We start from the raw sequence: 15,553 nt of genomic DNA, 5'->3' as shown, positions 1-15,553 counted from the left end.
AACGGACAGGTTTCAGTTCCCAAATGTTCGATCGCCGGATTCGAGCAAAGGAGAACCCCGAAACGGCAATGCAGACCAGCCGCTGAACTTCGCCTCCGTCCCAAGCTGCTCCTCAATTCGCAGGACCTCGTTCCACTTGGCCATGCGCTCGGAGCGGGAGAATGAACCCACTTTGAGCTGACCCGCATCCCACCCCACGGAAAGGTGTGCGATTGTGACGTCTTCCGTCTCGCCCGACCGCGCGGAGACGATGGTGCCGAAGCCGGCTTTCCTGCCCGCAAGCAGCGCCGCATGCGTTTCGCTGATCGTACCGGCCTGATTCGGCTTGATCAAAACCGCATTGGTGCTGGCTTCGGCCGCCGCTGCCGCGACGCGCCCAGCATTGGTGACGAGGAAGTCGTCGCCGATGATTTGGCACCGCGCCCCGTATTGACCGGTGAAGGCGCGAAAGCCTTGCGGATCGTCCTCAGCCACCGGGTCCTCGATCGACAGGATCGGATAGGCATCGAGCCACCCGCCCAGCATGTCAATCAATGCGCCGGTGTCGAGACGTCGGCCGTCGAGGGCCAGGACGTAGTATCCGCCCTCGCCGAACTCGGATGCGGCGATATCCAGCGAGATCCCGACCTCGGCTCCCGGCCGCAGTCCTGCATCCTGGATGGCCCGCATCAGGGTATCGAGTGCTTCTTCATTGCTGGTAAAAGCCGGCCAGTAGCCGCCCTCGTCGGCGACGCCCTGCAGCTTGCCGGTCTTCTTCATCAGCACACCGGCCGCCCGGTAGACTTCCGCGGTCCATTCGAGCGCTTCGCTGAAGCTGCAGGCCGCGGGGCACATGATCATGAAATCCTGCACGTCGACGCGCCGCGCCGCGTGTGCGCCGCCGCCAAAGATCTGAATCTCGGGCAGCGGCAGACGGACCGCTCCACCTTTGGCGAGGTAGCGCCAAACCGGCTGCCGGCTCGCCGCGGCCGCCGCGTGCAGCAGGGCCATCGAGGTCGCGACGATCGCGTTCCCGCCGAGCCGGCTTCGGTTCGGCGTGCCGTCAAGCGCGACCAGCTTCTCATCAAGCCCGAGTTGATCGCATGCATCCTGATCGGCCAACGCCTTGGCGATCTCGCCATTGATCGACGCCAGCGCCTTGTTCACGCCGAGACCGCCGAACGCCGGTCCACCGTCGCGCAGTTCGAGCGCTTCGCCGCTGCCGGTCGAGGCGCCGGCCGGCGCAGTGGCACGTCCGGTTGCTCCGCAAGCGAGCGTCACCTCGACCTCGACCGTCGGCCGCCCCCGGGAATCCCAGACGCGACGCCCATGCACCCGCGCGATGGTTGTGTCAGTCATTTCAAGTTCCTGTTCTTCAATTTTGTTGGTTCTTATCGCGTATTGGGTTTCGGTAACGCCGCTCGGCGCGCGCCGACAAGGACGAAAGCAAGCGTCGCCGCGCGCTCGCTCTTGTTGCGCCATGCGTGGCGCGTGCCGTTCTGCACGACGACATCGTGCTTGCGCAGGCATGTCTGGCGCCCGTCATCGAGTTCCAGCCAGATCTCGCCGTCGAGCACGATACCGTAGTCGACGGTGTCGGTCGCGTGCATGCCGTCGGGCTCGAAACGTTCGGCGAGGCCAGGATTGAGGCGGAGGTTCTCTTCGACTGCCGCGGCCGGATCGAAGTCCGGCGCCGCGAACACGCTGTCCGGCGGAAACGTGACGACCAGAAAGCGGGTTTCTCCCGGCCCCGGAGCAATGCTTGTCACCGACGTGGTGGGGTCGATGCCGGCAGCGGGCACGACTGCCGTCTGCGCGGTCGCCCAAATCAGGCGCGAGACCATGCCGGGAATGTGCTGAAACACGTCCGTGCGCGGCGGCACGCCGTCGAGCATCACATCGGCTTTCCCGACGTTATCGTGATGGGTGACGATCCGGCGAACCGCGACGGGGAAGCCATTCTCTTGCAGGTCAGACACCAAGATAAGCCTCTCGAATCTGGGGATCGTTGAGCAGCAGGGCCGGATCTCCCGCGGTGACGATACGTCCGTCCTCGATCACATAGGCATGATGGGCGAGCTCGAGTGCCTTGGTGATGTTCTGTTCGACCAGCAACACCGCCACCCCGCGTTCGTTGATCGCACGAATGATCCGGAACATATCCTCAACGACCGCCGGCGACAGGCCGAGCGAGGGCTCGTCCATCAACAGGAGCCGCGGCCTCGCCATCAGGGCGCGACCGATCGCCACCATCTGCTGCTGGCCGCCGGACATCGAACCTGAAACCTGGTTACTCCGCTCCTTCAGGACCGGGAACAGCGAGAACACCTCGTTCAATGCCTCCGCGCGCGAGGCCTGCGCGCCCGCGCGGTAACTGCCGAGCTCGAGGTTGTCCATGACCGTCATCTGCGTGAACAGGCGCCGCCCCTCCGGAACGATGGCGACGCCGTGATCGCAGACGCGGTAGGCTGGAACGCGCGCCGTGTCGACGCCATCGATCAGGATTTCGCCCCGGCTCGGCCGCAGCAGACCCGCGATGGCGTTGATCAGCGTGCTCTTGCCTGCCCCGTTGGGCCCGACCACCGACACGATCCGGCCGGCGCCGACGGCGAGCGTGGCATCCCATATCGCGGGCGCGTCACCGTACTTCACCTGGAGATTGCGGACCTCAAGCAGCATGGGGAGTCCCGAGATAGGCGCTGATGACGCGCGGATCCTGCATCGTTTCGCGCGGCGGCCCCAACGCGAGCAGCGTCCCCTGATCGAGCACGGCGATCCGGTCGGCAAGCGCGACCACCGCCCGCATCAGGTGCTCGACGAAGATGATGGTGGTGCCGCCGGCCCTGATCTTGCGGATCATCGCCACCGCCTGGTCGACCTCCGGCGGCGTCAATCCGCACAGCACTTCGTCCAGCAGCAACAGACGCGGCTGTGCAGCAAGCGCGCGCGCGAATTCGAGGAACTTGCGCTGATGCAGGTTCAGCGCAGGCGGCAGCAGGTCCGCCTTCTCCGACAATCCGATGAAGGCGAGCCATCGCCGCGCCGCATCGTCGGGCGTTTCCTTGCCGGCGCCGCTGAATCCGGCGCACAGCCGCACGTTCTCGAACACCGTCATGTTGTCGAACAGGCGCGGGATCTGATAGGTCCGCGCCACGCCACATCGGGCGATTTCGTGCGGCGGCAGGCCGGAGATAACGGCGCCGTCCAGCTCGATGCGGCCCGCCGTCAATCTGAAGTGGCCGCTGATCATGTTGATCAACGTCGACTTTCCCGATCCGTTCGGACCGACCAGCGCGAGGATCTCGCCTTCGTTGACCCGAAGGTCGACGCCGCGCAGCGCCCGAATGCCGCCGAAGGATTTCGCGACAGCCCGGCATTCCAGGATCACCTTGCCGCCAACAATTGCCGCTTCATCGGATTTCGTATCGACCAGGCGCAGTTGCTGAACACCCGTGCCCTGCGGCTCCGCGCCGCGCCGCGAGAACAGCCGCAACAGCCGGGGCGCGATGCCCTGCGGGATCGTCAGGATCACCACGATCAGCAACAGCGCGACGACCGCCCGACCAAGCTCGGCATGCCCGCCGCCGACAACCAGGCTCTGCGCCACCGTGATCAGCGTCGCGCCGATCGCGGGCCCGGCCCAGTGCCGCGCACCGCCGAGAATGCTCATCAGCACGACGTAGAGAGGCACGGTGACCGAGAACGTCTCGCCGACTGTGACATATCCGACATACACCGCCTGGATCGATCCCGCGGCTCCCGCAATCGCCGACGAGACGGCGAAGGCGATCAGCTTGTAGCGAAGCGCCGGAACCCCCTTCACTTCAGCAACGTCCTCGTCGTCATGGATCGCGAGCAGTCCTTCGCCGAGCCGCGAGCGAAGGATTTGGCGGGACACAAGCAGTGCGGTCGCGGCGAGCAGCAGTCCCATCAAATAGATCGAACCGGACACGGAGGGCGCGATCTGAGGTAACGCGACTTTGCTCAGATAGATGCCGGCGCCACCGTCGATCGACGTGTTCGAGATGATCGCGGCAAGGACGAAGGTGACCGACAGCGTCAGCAGCGCAAAGAACTCCCCGCGCAGCCCCTTGTTGCGGAACACCACCAGCCCGATCACCACGGCGAGAAGCGCTGCGACGGCGGCGGCCAGCGGAACGGTCAGAAGGAACGGCACCCCGAACTTTCCGCAAAGCGTCGCGGTCGTATAGACCCCGGCGCCAAAGAACGCGGCGTGGCCAAAGCTCCAGTAGCCGGTGTAGCCGCTCAGGATGCCCCAGCTGGTGGCGAGCGCTGCCCAGAAGCAGACGACGTAGAGATATGACAGGTAGAAATCCGCGATACCGGTAAACGGCAGCAGCACCAGCAGCAGCATCGCGGCCGGGAGAGCTACGCGAGCACTTTTCTCAATCAGAGCCATCGCGGCTTCCACAGCAAGAGAGCAATCAGGATCGAAAACGCGACCAGCGGCGCCCAGGCCGGATTGACCAGCGCCATGGTCACCGCCTCGGAGACGCCGACCAGCACACCGGCGGCAAGCGCGCCGAGCGGGTTCGCCAATCCTCCAATAATCACCACCGCGAAGATGACGCCGATCCAGGCCTCGATTTGCGACGGCGCGAGCGTCGAGGTGAGCGCGATGAATACGCCGGCGACTCCTGCCGACGCCGCACAAAGGCCGGCGAGCAGATATGACAGCCCGGCGGCGTTGATGCCGAATGCCGCGGCAACCGGCCCATCCTGGGCAGCAGCGCGCAACGCTTTGCCAAGCATCGTCCGGTTCAAGCCGAGCCAGGCACCGAGCGCGAGCGCCACCGCGAAGCCGAACGCGACCAGCTCCAGCAGCGGAATGTAGAGCGAGCCGAGCCGGAGCGTGTCCTGCGTGTAGCCTGTCTCATATTTGAGGTAGTCGGCCGACCAGACCCACTGGATGAACGATTCAATGAGAACCGTCAGACCGAAAGTCACAAGCATCGATGCAAATTCGCCGACCTTGAAGCGGACGAACACCGCGTGGAGCGCGATGCCGATCAGAAAGAACGCAGGCAGGATCGCCAGCCCGGACATCCAGATCGGCCATCCGAATCTCGTGCCAAGGCCATAGCCGACATAGGCGGCGAGGAACGCGAGCGCGAAATGACTGAGATTGACCAGGCGCAGCAACCCCCAGCTCAAGCTGAGCCCCAGGGCCAGCAATCCGTAGATGCCGCCGAGCAGCACGCCTCCGATTGTCGACTGCGCGAGCAACGTAAAGCTCATCCCGCCCTCTGATTTCCACCCCGGCAACGCCGGCGACAAGCGCCGGCCCGCTTCGTAAAGCGACCTGCCGTTATGCTAACGTTTGCACATCGGAACGCAGTTTGTCAACTCGATTAATATCTGCGCCCAAGAAAAGCAGCCCTTGACCGCACCGATTGATCATAGCTAACGTTAGCACAGATCAAAACTGAGGCGAGGATGATCATGCACATCGTCAGATACGCTCTGGACGGGCGGGCGTATTACGGGATCCTTGAAAGCAACCGATCCACCATCAGCCGTTTGGAAGGCTCGCCATTCGACGGCCTCCACCGGACGGGGAATGCGGACAGGCTTGCCGACGCGCGCATCCTCGCGCCAGTCGATCGGCCCCGCGTGTTCGGCCTCGCCTACAATTACCGGGCCCATTCGCAGGAGACGGGCAAAGCCGATCCGCAGGCACCCGTTCTGTTCATGAAACCGAGCACCGCCGTGATCGGCCACGACGATTCGATCGTCTACCCGCACGATGGCGAGATCGTTCATTTCGAAGGCGAGCTGACGGTCATCATCGGCAAGCAGGGCCGTTACATTTCCGAAGCTGACGCGCTCGACCACGTGTTTGGCTACACCTGCGGCAATGACGTCAGCGACCGTGTCGTCCAGCGTCGCGAGAGCGCCTTCGGATGCCTGCTCGCCGGCAAGGGATATGACACATTCGCCCCGCTGGGACCGGCGATCGTCACCGGGCTCGATCCGTCAAGCCTGCGTGTCATCACGCGCGTCAACGGCACGGTCCGCCAGGATGCGAGCACTGCGGACCTGGTTTTCCCGGTCCCCGCGACCATCGCCTATCTGAGCCGGTTCATGACCCTGCTGCCGGGTGACGTGATCATGACCGGCACGCCGGCCGGCGTGGGTCCCATCCAGGTCGGCGACGCGATCGAGGTCGAGATTCCCGGAATCGGCGTGCTGCGCAACGACGTGAAGGCAGAGCACGCCTGAAACGATCATTCCCGCCTCGCTTCAACGGAGCTAACGCGCTCAGCGAAATGATTCAAGCCAGCGCTCGCCGATATTGACCACGCGAGTTGCAGGCTGCTGCAGCAGCGGGACCGCAAACGAGCGGACATGATCCCGCTGTTGCTCGTCGGTGAGATATTCCACCGGCGACTTGCCGTCGACCCGCGCCAGCAGGAGCGCCGGCAGCAAGGCGGCGGCACGGGCTTCCAGCGTCTCGCGCGCTTCCCAATTGATCTCTGCGCAATACGATTCGGCGAGCGCCGCAAACGCGGACATCAATTCGTCGCGCGGCGCCCCGGAAAGCAGGCACTTCAGAAGCAGGTGGTTGAGGCAGAATGCCAGATCGAACGCCGGATCGCCGAACCAGGCGCACTCCGCATCGAGCAGCACCGGTCCACGCGGACCGACCAGGATGTTTTTCGGGCTGACGTCCCCGTGCACCAGCGCGATTTGCGCACCGATCGTCCGCTCGGCCAGTTCAGTCAACCGGCCGGCGACCGGCGCACGCACGCGCGCCGTCGCGATCAGGTATGGCTCGATGCGCAGGGCATAGAAGTTGTCGCTTGTATCGAACGCCTTCGCCACTTGCGCCTGGCCCGCACTCGCGGCATGCAAGCGTCCCACCAGCCGGCCGACAGCTGAGGCCGTTTTGCTTGAGACCTCCCCGGCCAGCAACTGGTCCTTCCAGACGTGATGCTGCGCGGGCTCGAGAAACGACATCGCAAACAGGCCCGCTTCCGGATCGTGGGCCAGCGGCCGCGGGACATTGTCGGGACAGTGCTCCACGGCGAACTGCATCCACGCCCATTCGTAGGCGTTGCGCGAAACCGGCGCCTGCCAATCGGCGGAGACTTTCAGCTTCGCCAGCGCCCGCTTCACGCAGAGCGAGCGGCCGGGCAAGTCGGCGCGCCAGATGTCGGAGGACACACCGCCCGCGAGGGCGGACCAGCGCGCGGTTTCGTCGGCGCGGGCAAGCCCCTTCGAGACCAGAAAGGCATCAAGCTTCGGATCGGGACTGGCTCCAAAGACGGTTTCGACGGGACCGCTCGCGCTGCTCATGCCGGCACCCCGCCATTGCGCGGAACGGGGGCGTTGCGCGGCTGTTGCGGCTTCTGGCCGCTGAGGACGCGGACGACCTCTTCGGCCGCCCTCGTGCGAAGTTCACGCAAGGAGGCATCCGACGAAAACGCGACGTGCGGCGTGATGATCGCACCCGGCTGGGCAAGCAGCCGAGGCGGCACGTTCGGCTCCGTCTCGAGAACGTCGAGCGCGGCGCCCGAAATCGTCCCGCCCTCGAGCGCTTCGATGACCGCGTCGGTGTCGACCACCCCGCCGCGACTGACATTGATCAGAAGGCTTCCGGGACGCATCAAGGCGATGCGTTCGCGATCGATGAGATGACGCGTCGCATCGGTCAGTGGCGCGTGCACGACGACGACGTCGCTCTGCGCCAGCAGGGATTCCAGACTGACCGGCTGCACATCGGAAGGCGCGGCAGTCAGGTGGGGATCGAACGCGAGCATGCGACAGCCGAACGCGGCGAGCTTGCGCGCGGTGGCGCGACCGATGCGCCCAAACCCAATGATGCCGCAGGTCAGTTCCGACAAGCGGCGAAGCTTTGCGCCGGCGGGATCCCAGCGACCGGCACGCACGTCACGATCGAACAGGGCGATCCCGCGGGTCCAGGCGAGCGCAAAGCCGACGGCATGATCGGAGACTTCCTCGACACAATAATCGGGCACATTGGTAACCCATATGCCGCGACCGGTCGCAGCGTCGACTGCGATATTGTCGAGCCCAACCCCGAGCCTCGCCACGATCTTGAGCCCGGCAGAGGCCGCGATGGCGTTGGCCGATACCGGCGCCCAGCACGTCATGATGGCGGCAGGCTGATGCTCCAACGCAAGTGCATCGATCGCTTCGGCAGACGCAGGCGTCGACGGACCGCTGATGAGGCGCATACCTGCGCCTTCAACGATTCCCCGTTCGATGGAATCGTCAGGCCACGCATAATCGGTCAGCAGCACAGTGGCGTTCATGGTCGAAAACCCATCGCTATATTGGCAGTGCAAGCAGGCTCACGTCCCGCCGGATTCATCAGTCCGCGGATGCGGGCATTCCCTTCGCGGCGCGGCCAGCCGGCGCACGCGAAAATTCAGCGGTGCTGCCCCGCACGATCAGCGTCGGTGGCGAGATGGAGCTGTATGGGGCGGCGTTCACCGATTTCTGCTTGATCTGATGGACGAACCAGAGCCCGCTTGCCGTCGCCAGCTCCGATACCGGCAGGCTGATCGTGGTCAGGCCCGGGCCCCACCAGCGAAAACCGAGTTCATCTCCGAAGCCGACGACGGAAAGTTGCCGGGGCACCGACACGCCCCTCAAATGCAGCTCTTCGAGAACACCTTGGGTGATCTGAACGGAGCCGATGACGACGGCCGAGGGCGGCTTGGGCAGGGCCAGCAGCCGGCGCAACGCTTCTCTGCCAAACTCCATCGAGGATGGCGGCCCGAGCTCCACCAGACCGTCATTCTTCGCGGACGGATTGCCAATCGCACTGCGATATCCATGCAGTCGCGCGGCGCCGGTCGGCAGCTCGGCGAGGCCACCGACATAGCCGATGCGGCGATGCCCCAATTGAACAAGGTGCCTCGTTGCCTCATGCATCGCCGCCGTATCGTCCATTCCGAACCACTGCTCTCCCAGGCCGGAGATCTTTCGCAGCAGCTGGATGTGCGGAATGGCCTTCAAGAGACGGACCGTATCCGGATGCGGCTTGGCGCTGGGCACGATGATGACGCCGGCGACATTCGCGCTGGTCAGTTCGCGAATGTGACGCAGCTCGGTCATCCGGTCATCGTCGGTCTCCGAAAGCGTCAATTGGTAGCCCGCCTCCTCCAGACATTTCGACAGCGCGTGCGCGATCGTCGCATAGAAGCTGTTGCGGATATCCGGAACGACCAGACCGACGAGGTTGCTGGAGACGCCGCGCATGATGCGCGCGGCCCGGTTGGCGACGTAGCCGATCTCGTTTGCGACGTCGTTGACCTTCTGCTTCATCGAACTGCTGATGCGGGGGTCATCCGCCAGCGCGCGCCCGACCGTCGACGGCGACACTTGCAAGCGGGCTGCGATGTCCTTGATGGTGACCATGAGCTTGCCGAACGTCTCTTTCAGGCGAAGGGCACGGAAGATGCCGCGTGATGACGATAGCATAGGCGCGACGTCAGCCCGGCGCAATCGCACAACGTTTGCACGAGATATTGGGCTCGAATGCGATCCGGATCGCGATATGGCAGGAGCGTCCAACACTAACGACAGCATCGTATCCAGCCCTCCCAAGCCGGTTGACCAACGCCCGTGCTACACCGCGCGGCTCGCGCGAAGCGCGGCGAGTTCCGACGAATCGACGCCGAGCCATGATTGCAGCACGTCCTCGGTATGCTGCCCGAGCACCGGCGGAGCGAACCGATACGCGACCGGCGTCGCCGACAGGCGAATCGGATTGGCGACCAGCGGCACGACGCCTCCCAGCGGGTGATCCATTTCGATGCGCGTGCCGCGGGACCGGACCTGCGGATTCTCGAACACGCGCTCGACGCTGTTGATCGGACCGCACGGCACGCCGGCAGCGTCCATCGCCGACACCCAGGCATCGGTCATCCGCGTCACGGTGACGCCGCGCATCAATTCCACCAGCACGTCGCGGTTGGCAACGCGTTGGGGATTGGCTGCGAAGCGGGCGTCGGCGGACCATGCGGGCCGATCCAGCACGGCACACAGCTTGACGAACTGGCGATCGTTGCCGACCGCGATGATCATGTGGCCGTCCGCGGTCGGAAAATCCTGATAGGGCACGATGTTCGGATGGGCGTTGCCGAGACGCTGCGGCCGCTGGCCGCCGACCAGAAAATTCGACGCCTGGTTGGCAAGGGTCGCGACCTGGACATCGAGCAGGGCCAGATCGATGTGCTGGCCGTGGCCGCTGCGCTCGCGGTGCGCCAACGCCGACAGGATCGCAACCGTGGCATAGAGACCGGTCATGACATCGACCAATGCCACGCCGACTTTCACCGGACCGCCTCCGTTGGCACCGTCGGGCAAGCCGGTCAGGTCCATCAATCCGCCCATGCCCTGGATCAGGAAATCGTAGCCAGGCCGCGCCGCGTAGGGCCCGGTCTGGCCGAAGCCGGTGATCGAGCAATAGATCAGCCGCTGATTATCGCGCTTCAGGCTTTCATAGTCCAAACCATATTGCCGCAGCCCGTCGACCTTGAAGTTTTCGATGACGACGTCCGCACCGGCAGCAAGCCGCTGCACGATGCGTCGGCCATCCGGGTGATTGAGATCGGCGGTGACGGATCTCTTGTTGCGGTTGGCGCAAAGATAGTAGGCGGCTTCCGACGTCTCCTGGCCCTCGACATCCCTGAGCCAGGGCGGCCCCCATGACCGCGTGTCGTCACCGCTCTCCGGCCGCTCGATCTTGACGACGTCGGCTCCCAGATCTGCCAGCAGCTGCCCTGACCATGGCCCGGCGAGCACGCGCGACAGATCAAGCACCCGCAGGCGGGCCAGCGCTCCCGAATTGTTGGAGGCCGCGGTCATCGGACTAGAACGCCGCAATGCCGGTGATGGCGCGCCCCAGGATGAGGGCGTGCACATCATGGGTTCCTTCGTAGGTGTTCACCACCTCCAGATTCACCAGATGGCGCGCAACGCCGAACTCATCGCTGATGCCATTGCCGCCGAGCATGTCGCGCGCGGCGCGCGCGATCTCGAGCGCCTTGCCGCAGGAATTGCGCTTCATGATGCTGGTGATTTCCACTGCCGCGATTCCCTCGTCCTTCATGCGCCCAAGGCGAAGGCAGCCTTGAATCCCGAGCGAGATTTCGGCGAGCATGTCGGCCAGCTTCTTCTGGATCAGTTGATTGGCGGCAAGCGGCTTTCCGAACTGCTTTCGATCCATCACGTACTGGCGCGCCGTCACGTAGCAGTCCTCGGCAGCCCCGAGCGCGCCCCACGCGATGCCGTAGCGCGCGCTGTTCAGGCAGGTGAACGGCCCTTTGAGGCCGCGAACCTCGGGGAACGCGTTCTCCTCCGGACAGAAAACCTGGTCCAAGACGATCTCGCCGGTGACGCTGCTGCGCAAACCGACCTTGCCGTGGATCGCCGGCGCCGACAGCCCCTTCCAGCCTTTCTCGAGCACGAAACCTCTGATATCGCCCGCGTCATCCTTGGCCCAGACGACAAAGACGTCCGCGATGGGGCTGTTGGTGATCCACATCTTCGATCCGGAGATCGAATAGCCGCCGGCGACTTTCCGGGCGCGCGTCGCCATGCTTCCCGGATCCGAGCCATGATTTGGCTCCGTCAGGCCGAAGCAGCCGATCAGTTCGCCGCTCGAGAGTTTCGGAAGATACTTCTGCTTCTGCACCTCTGTCCCGAATTCGCTGATCGGCACCATGACGAGCGAGCTTTGCACGCTCATCATCGAGCGATACCCCGAATCCACCCGTTCGACCTCGCGGGCGACCAGGCCGTAACAGACATAGTTCAAGCCGGCCCCGCCATAGGCCTCCGGGATTGTCACGCCGAGCAGGCCCAACTCCCCCATCTCGCGAAAGATCGCGGGGTCGGTTTGTTCCGCTCGGAAGGCCTCGGGCATGCGCGCACGCAACTGCTTCTGGCTGTAGGCGCGCGCGGAATCGCAGACCGCCCGCTCATCTTCCGTCAACTGGGCATTGAGCAGAAGCGGATCGTCCCATTGAAATGCCGGCTTATGCGAAGCAGTGATCATCTTTTCTCTGCCATCCCCGTATCGTTGCCAATTGCAAGCCTTCCGATTGCCATCAGCTTGCCAGGCGGCTTCTCTCAAACCCGGCGACCCATTCGGCGTATTTGGCCATGAACGACTGCAGGAAGGCTCGCGTACCTTCGTTCTCGATCTCGCCTTCGTCGCTGATCAGCCCTTCGGTGACTCGGAGGCAGACCTCGGGCTGGCCAAGGGTCGGAACGTCGAGATAGCCGAGCATTGAACGCAGATGCGCCTGCGCAACCGCGGTACCGATCGCTCCGACCGAGGCTCCCGCAATGGCGGCCGGCTTTCTCGACCACAGGCTCCTGCCATATGGACGCGAGGCCCAATCAATGACGTTCTTCAGCAGGGACGGGATGGAGCGGTTGTGCTCCGGCGTCACGAACAGCAACCCGCGCGCCGCCTCGATCTGCCGCCGCACCCGCAGCACTTCCGATGGCATGTCTTGCTCGTGATCCTGATTGAAGAGCGGCAGGTCGTGGAGTGCGGCAAAATCGAACTGCAGTCCTTGCGGGGCCAAACGGACCAGCGCCCTTGCGAGCTTGAGATTGATGGAAGTCTTACGTGCACTTCCGACGAGGACGAGGACGCTTTGGCTCATGTGGTACGGCTCTGCTTTGGCTCTGCTGCGATTTGCGCTAACGTTTGTTCTTTGATGGCTCAAATGCCAAAATACGCAGCAATTTTCTTATGCTAACGTTTGCATTATATTCCCAAGAGAAACCTGTCAAGCCCACCTCCGACGGAAAGCGAACGATCCCCCGCCAGAACGATGCAGTCATCGCAGCGCGTCCGGGAATAGCAGCCACTCTGACTCTGTTGACGTCCGATTTGACCGCTCTGCTGTCCAAATCCGCGGAGCGCGCGCCGTCGATCTGTACCGACGTGCCTGTGGTATCGCGTTGGCATGCCGAGACCACCGAGCCCGTTCAATTTGGAGCTGGCGGCAAGCATGCGCGCGTTCTCGACTTCCGATCCATCGAACGCCCCCGATGCCGTGTTGGTGAGCGGCCACGCACTTGTTCACGAACGGCGACCATGTGACACCCTCCGGTGCACATGGAGGATCGAGACATGCAACGACCAGAATTCCGCGAACTCGCCATGTTCGCGGAGGTGGCGCGCCAGTTGAACTTTACGCGCGCGGCGGCCGCCCTCAATGTCTCCCTGGCTAGCATTAGCCAGACCTTGAAGGGCCTGGAGGAAAAGCTTGGCGTGAGACTTCTGGCGCGAACGACGAAGAGCGTTTCGCTGACGGAGGCAGGCAATCAGCTACTCGCCGAGCTCGGGCCGGTCTTTCAGGGGTTGGAAACGGCACTCGATGGCTTGACCCGATTCCGAAAAAGTCCTGGAGGGCGTTTGCGCATTGTCGTGTCCCGAACAGCTGCAACATTGATTGTGGGACCGTTGATTGGGCAGTTCATGGCCACGTATCCGGATATCGAGCTTGAAATGCTTGTGGACGATCTTCACCTCGATCTCGTCTCGAATCGGATCGACGCCGGCGTTCAATTGGGCGACAGAATCGAAAAGGACATGATCACGCAGCGTTTGGTCGGACCGTTCGGGGAATTTCTGTTTGCCTCCCCCCAATACGTGGCACAGCGCAGGACGCCACAGGCGCCCGAGGACCTTTGCAACCATCGCTGCGTACGGCTGCGTTCGTCCTACGATGGCACGATCCGACCATGGATTCTGCACCGTCAAGATCAGAAAGCGGCGCCAGCGATAGGCATGCACTTCGTTGCGAATGACCTTCGGGTTCTCGCAACGGCAGTCGAGCACGGAGCAGGCATTGGCCTGCTGCCCAGAGTTTTAGTGCACGAGCAAGTGCAACGCGGAACGATGGTACCGATACTCGCTGACTGGTGCTCGCCGATCACCGGAATCTATCTGTTCTATCCCAGCCGACGACAAAATCCCGCGCCGCTGGATGCATTCTTGTCATTCATGCGAGAGAACAAGCTGCCGGCAAGGTGGGACGCCATTGAGCGTTCCGGACGGGACGCCCAGTCGCCGTCGACCGCATAGTCTTTGCCGTCAGCGCATCGCCATGACCGACATAGGGCTAGCCGGCAATCTTCTTGGATGTGCCTATCAAGCAGGCGGCGCCGATGATCGTATGCCGTGAATGAACGAACCGTTTTTTGGTGATTGTTCAGAGACTGCGAAAGGTCCATTCCGTTACTCGCAATTCACTCGCTCTCCGCTTTGTGGCTAGACCGGTGAGTCTAACTCAGCGGAGCAGAGATGACTTCAAGCACATCAATAGATCGGACGAGTTCGCGCGCACCTCGGTTTTGGAGGGGAGTGGCGGCGGAATTTGCCCTCATTCTGGGGGCGTTCGCCCTCGGAACCTCAGAATTCGCATCGATGGGGTTGCTTCCCGAAATGGCCCGCCAGACCCACGCGAGCATTCCGGAGGCAGGTGAATTCGTCAGCGCTTATGCGATCGGGGTCGTCGTCGGCGTGCCGTCGATTGCTGCCATCGCCGCGAAGGCGTCACGCCGCACATTGCTGGTAAGTCTCTTGGGCTTCTTTATTCTCGGTAACCTTGCGACGGCACTCGCCGGTCACTATGGCTCCCTCGTGGCCGCCCGCTTTGTGTCAGGCTTGCCACACGGTGCCTACTTCGGCGTTGCCGTGCTGGTGGCCGCCCATATGGCTCATCCCGGCAAACGCGCACAGGCTATGGCGCGCGTGATGATGGGTATCAGCCTCGCCAATCTGATCGGCGCGCCTCTCGGAAGCTGGATTGGGGAGAAGCTCGGTTGGCAGGCGACTTACATCGGGCTTGCGATGCTGGGCCTGATCGCCGGCGGATTATGCCGCGCAACCCTTCCTGAATTGCCGGCGGCGCGCGACGCCAGTGCGCGGCGCGAACTCGGCGCACTAACCAGGCTGCAGGTGTGGCTGACGCTGGGCATGGGCGCTGTCGGGCTCGGAGGCCTCTTTTCGGCCTACACTTATCTGGCGCCAGCGCTGGCCGAAGTGACCCACGCCCAGCCCTCCACGCTACCGCTGGCCCTTTGCGTGATAGGCGTAGGCATGTTCTTTGGCAACTTTGTCGGCGCCTGGATGGCCGATCGTGGGGTCATGCAAGCCCTTGGCGGGCTGCTGCTTCTCAACGTCGCAACCTATGCACTGGTTTACTTCAGCCTGCACAATCTCCTGGCTCTTCTCGCCAATATCTTCGTGGCGGGCTTGGTCAGCATCGCCCTCGTGCCTGCACTCCAGATCCGCCTCATTGACGTTGCCGGCCAGGCCCAATCGCTTGGCGCCATGTTGAACGGTTGCGCGATCAATCTCGCCAATGCAATCGGCGCCGCTCTCGGCGGCGCAGCGATTGCAGCAGGTTTCGGCGTCGCCTCTACGGGACTTGCCGGAGCCGTCCTGGCCCTGGGCGGACTGATCATCTTCGGTGTCGCGGTCGCCATGGACAAGCCCGGCCTTCCGAGCGGCTCCTCTTGAAGCATCACATTCGGCGTACGTTTTCATGAA

Annotated in this window: 14 protein-coding genes; 3 read left to right on the top strand and 11 right to left on the bottom strand. The window is 63.5% G+C overall.

What is annotated here, in order from left to right; genetic code table 11:
• Window positions 1-12: 12 nt before the first annotated feature.
• Genes eno through JQ604_RS03620 form a run of 5 tightly spaced genes read right to left on the bottom strand, consistent with a single transcriptional unit; the run spans window position 13 to window position 5,238 of the window.
• Window positions 13-1,338 carry a phosphopyruvate hydratase gene (gene eno, locus JQ604_RS03640; protein WP_212353122.1) on the bottom strand — a complete coding sequence of 442 codons (1,326 nt, stop codon included), beginning with the start codon at window positions 1,336-1,338 and terminating at the stop codon, window positions 13-15.
• A gap of 32 nt (window positions 1,339-1,370) precedes the next feature.
• The gene (locus JQ604_RS03635) at window positions 1,371-1,958 is read right to left on the bottom strand and encodes a cupin domain-containing protein (protein WP_349631054.1); all 588 of its coding nucleotides are present in this window, start codon (window positions 1,956-1,958) and stop codon (window positions 1,371-1,373) included.
• Window positions 1,951-2,658, bottom strand: coding sequence for an ABC transporter ATP-binding protein (locus JQ604_RS03630; protein ID WP_212353119.1), 708 nt, complete (start codon window positions 2,656-2,658; stop codon window positions 1,951-1,953). Before JQ604_RS03630 ends, JQ604_RS03635 begins: the two co-directional genes overlap by 8 nt.
• Window positions 2,648-4,399 carry a branched-chain amino acid ABC transporter ATP-binding protein/permease gene (locus tag JQ604_RS03625; RefSeq protein ID WP_249157981.1) on the bottom strand — a complete coding sequence of 584 codons (1,752 nt, stop codon included), beginning with the start codon at window positions 4,397-4,399 and terminating at the stop codon, window positions 2,648-2,650. Before JQ604_RS03625 ends, JQ604_RS03630 begins: the two co-directional genes overlap by 11 nt.
• Window positions 4,390-5,238: a branched-chain amino acid ABC transporter permease gene (locus JQ604_RS03620; protein WP_212353116.1), complete on the bottom strand. Its 849-nt coding sequence runs from the start codon at window positions 5,236-5,238 to the stop codon at window positions 4,390-4,392. The genes JQ604_RS03625 and JQ604_RS03620 overlap by 10 nt, the downstream gene beginning before the upstream one ends.
• A 204-nt stretch (window positions 5,239-5,442) precedes the next feature.
• Between JQ604_RS03620 and JQ604_RS03615 the strand changes: the two genes are divergently transcribed.
• On the top strand, window positions 5,443-6,222 hold the full coding sequence (locus tag JQ604_RS03615) for a fumarylacetoacetate hydrolase family protein (RefSeq protein WP_212353113.1): 780 nt from the start codon (window positions 5,443-5,445) through the stop codon (window positions 6,220-6,222).
• A gap of 39 nt (window positions 6,223-6,261) precedes the next feature.
• Here JQ604_RS03615 and JQ604_RS03610 read toward each other — a convergent pair whose 3' ends face one another.
• The 6 genes from JQ604_RS03610 to JQ604_RS03585 form a co-directional block, all read right to left on the bottom strand.
• Window positions 6,262-7,299 (bottom strand): phosphotransferase family protein, encoded by a 1,038-nt coding sequence (locus tag JQ604_RS03610; RefSeq protein ID WP_212353110.1) that lies wholly within the window; start codon window positions 7,297-7,299, stop codon window positions 6,262-6,264.
• Window positions 7,296-8,267, bottom strand: coding sequence for a C-terminal binding protein (locus JQ604_RS03605; RefSeq protein ID WP_349631046.1), 972 nt, complete (start codon window positions 8,265-8,267; stop codon window positions 7,296-7,298). The genes JQ604_RS03610 and JQ604_RS03605 overlap by 4 nt, the downstream gene beginning before the upstream one ends.
• A gap of 70 nt (window positions 8,268-8,337) precedes the next feature.
• Window positions 8,338-9,390, bottom strand: a complete 1,053-nt coding sequence (locus JQ604_RS03600; protein WP_212353106.1) for a LacI family DNA-binding transcriptional regulator — start codon at window positions 9,388-9,390, stop codon at window positions 8,338-8,340.
• 210 nt (window positions 9,391-9,600) lie between these two features.
• Window positions 9,601-10,842, bottom strand: coding sequence for a CaiB/BaiF CoA transferase family protein (locus JQ604_RS03595; RefSeq protein WP_212353096.1), 1,242 nt, complete (start codon window positions 10,840-10,842; stop codon window positions 9,601-9,603).
• A gap of 4 nt (window positions 10,843-10,846) precedes the next feature.
• Window positions 10,847-12,034 carry an acyl-CoA dehydrogenase gene (locus tag JQ604_RS03590; protein WP_212353871.1) on the bottom strand — a complete coding sequence of 396 codons (1,188 nt, stop codon included), beginning with the start codon at window positions 12,032-12,034 and terminating at the stop codon, window positions 10,847-10,849.
• Window positions 12,035-12,086: 52 nt separating this feature from the next.
• Entirely contained in the window at window positions 12,087-12,653 is a 567-nt protein-coding gene (locus tag JQ604_RS03585) for an NADPH-dependent FMN reductase (RefSeq protein ID WP_212353093.1), read from the bottom strand.
• 473 nt (window positions 12,654-13,126) lie between these two features.
• Here JQ604_RS03585 and JQ604_RS03580 point away from each other — a divergent pair, with 473 nt between their 5' ends.
• The gene (locus tag JQ604_RS03580) at window positions 13,127-14,083 is read left to right on the top strand and encodes a LysR family transcriptional regulator (RefSeq protein WP_212353091.1); all 957 of its coding nucleotides are present in this window, start codon (window positions 13,127-13,129) and stop codon (window positions 14,081-14,083) included.
• Window positions 14,084-14,362: 279 nt separating this feature from the next.
• Window positions 14,363-15,523, top strand: a complete 1,161-nt coding sequence (locus JQ604_RS03575) for an MFS transporter (protein WP_349631045.1) — start codon at window positions 14,363-14,365, stop codon at window positions 15,521-15,523.
• The last annotated feature ends 30 nt before the right edge of the window (window positions 15,524-15,553 follow it).

Origin of the sequence: Bradyrhizobium jicamae, assembly GCF_018130695.1 — a bacterium.
Lineage (GTDB): Bacteria > Pseudomonadota > Alphaproteobacteria > Rhizobiales > Xanthobacteraceae > Bradyrhizobium > Bradyrhizobium jicamae_B.
This window is presented reverse-complemented; position numbering and strand designations above follow the sequence as displayed.

Bases quoted from the DNA above. Each gene is read 5' to 3' on its own strand.
- JQ604_RS03630 (WP_212353119.1), bottom strand. From the start codon at position 2,658: ATGCTGCTTGAGGTCCGCAATCTCCAGGTGAAGTACGGTGACGCGCCC.
- JQ604_RS03580 (WP_212353091.1), top strand. From the start codon at position 13,127: ATGCAACGACCAGAATTCCGCGAACTCGCCATGTTCGCGGAGGTGGCG.
- JQ604_RS03625 (WP_249157981.1), bottom strand. From the start codon at position 4,399: ATGGCTCTGATTGAGAAAAGTGCTCGCGTAGCTCTCCCGGCCGCGATG.
- eno (WP_212353122.1), bottom strand. From the start codon at position 1,338: ATGACTGACACAACCATCGCGCGGGTGCATGGGCGTCGCGTCTGGGAT.
- JQ604_RS03615 (WP_212353113.1), top strand. From the start codon at position 5,443: ATGCACATCGTCAGATACGCTCTGGACGGGCGGGCGTATTACGGGATC.
- JQ604_RS03590 (WP_212353871.1), bottom strand. From the start codon at position 12,034: ATGATCACTGCTTCGCATAAGCCGGCATTTCAATGGGACGATCCGCTT.
- JQ604_RS03610 (WP_212353110.1), bottom strand. From the start codon at position 7,299: ATGAGCAGCGCGAGCGGTCCCGTCGAAACCGTCTTTGGAGCCAGTCCC.
- JQ604_RS03600 (WP_212353106.1), bottom strand. From the start codon at position 9,390: ATGGTCACCATCAAGGACATCGCAGCCCGCTTGCAAGTGTCGCCGTCG.
- JQ604_RS03595 (WP_212353096.1), bottom strand. From the start codon at position 10,842: ATGACCGCGGCCTCCAACAATTCGGGAGCGCTGGCCCGCCTGCGGGTG.
- JQ604_RS03585 (WP_212353093.1), bottom strand. From the start codon at position 12,653: ATGAGCCAAAGCGTCCTCGTCCTCGTCGGAAGTGCACGTAAGACTTCC.
- JQ604_RS03620 (WP_212353116.1), bottom strand. From the start codon at position 5,238: ATGAGCTTTACGTTGCTCGCGCAGTCGACAATCGGAGGCGTGCTGCTC.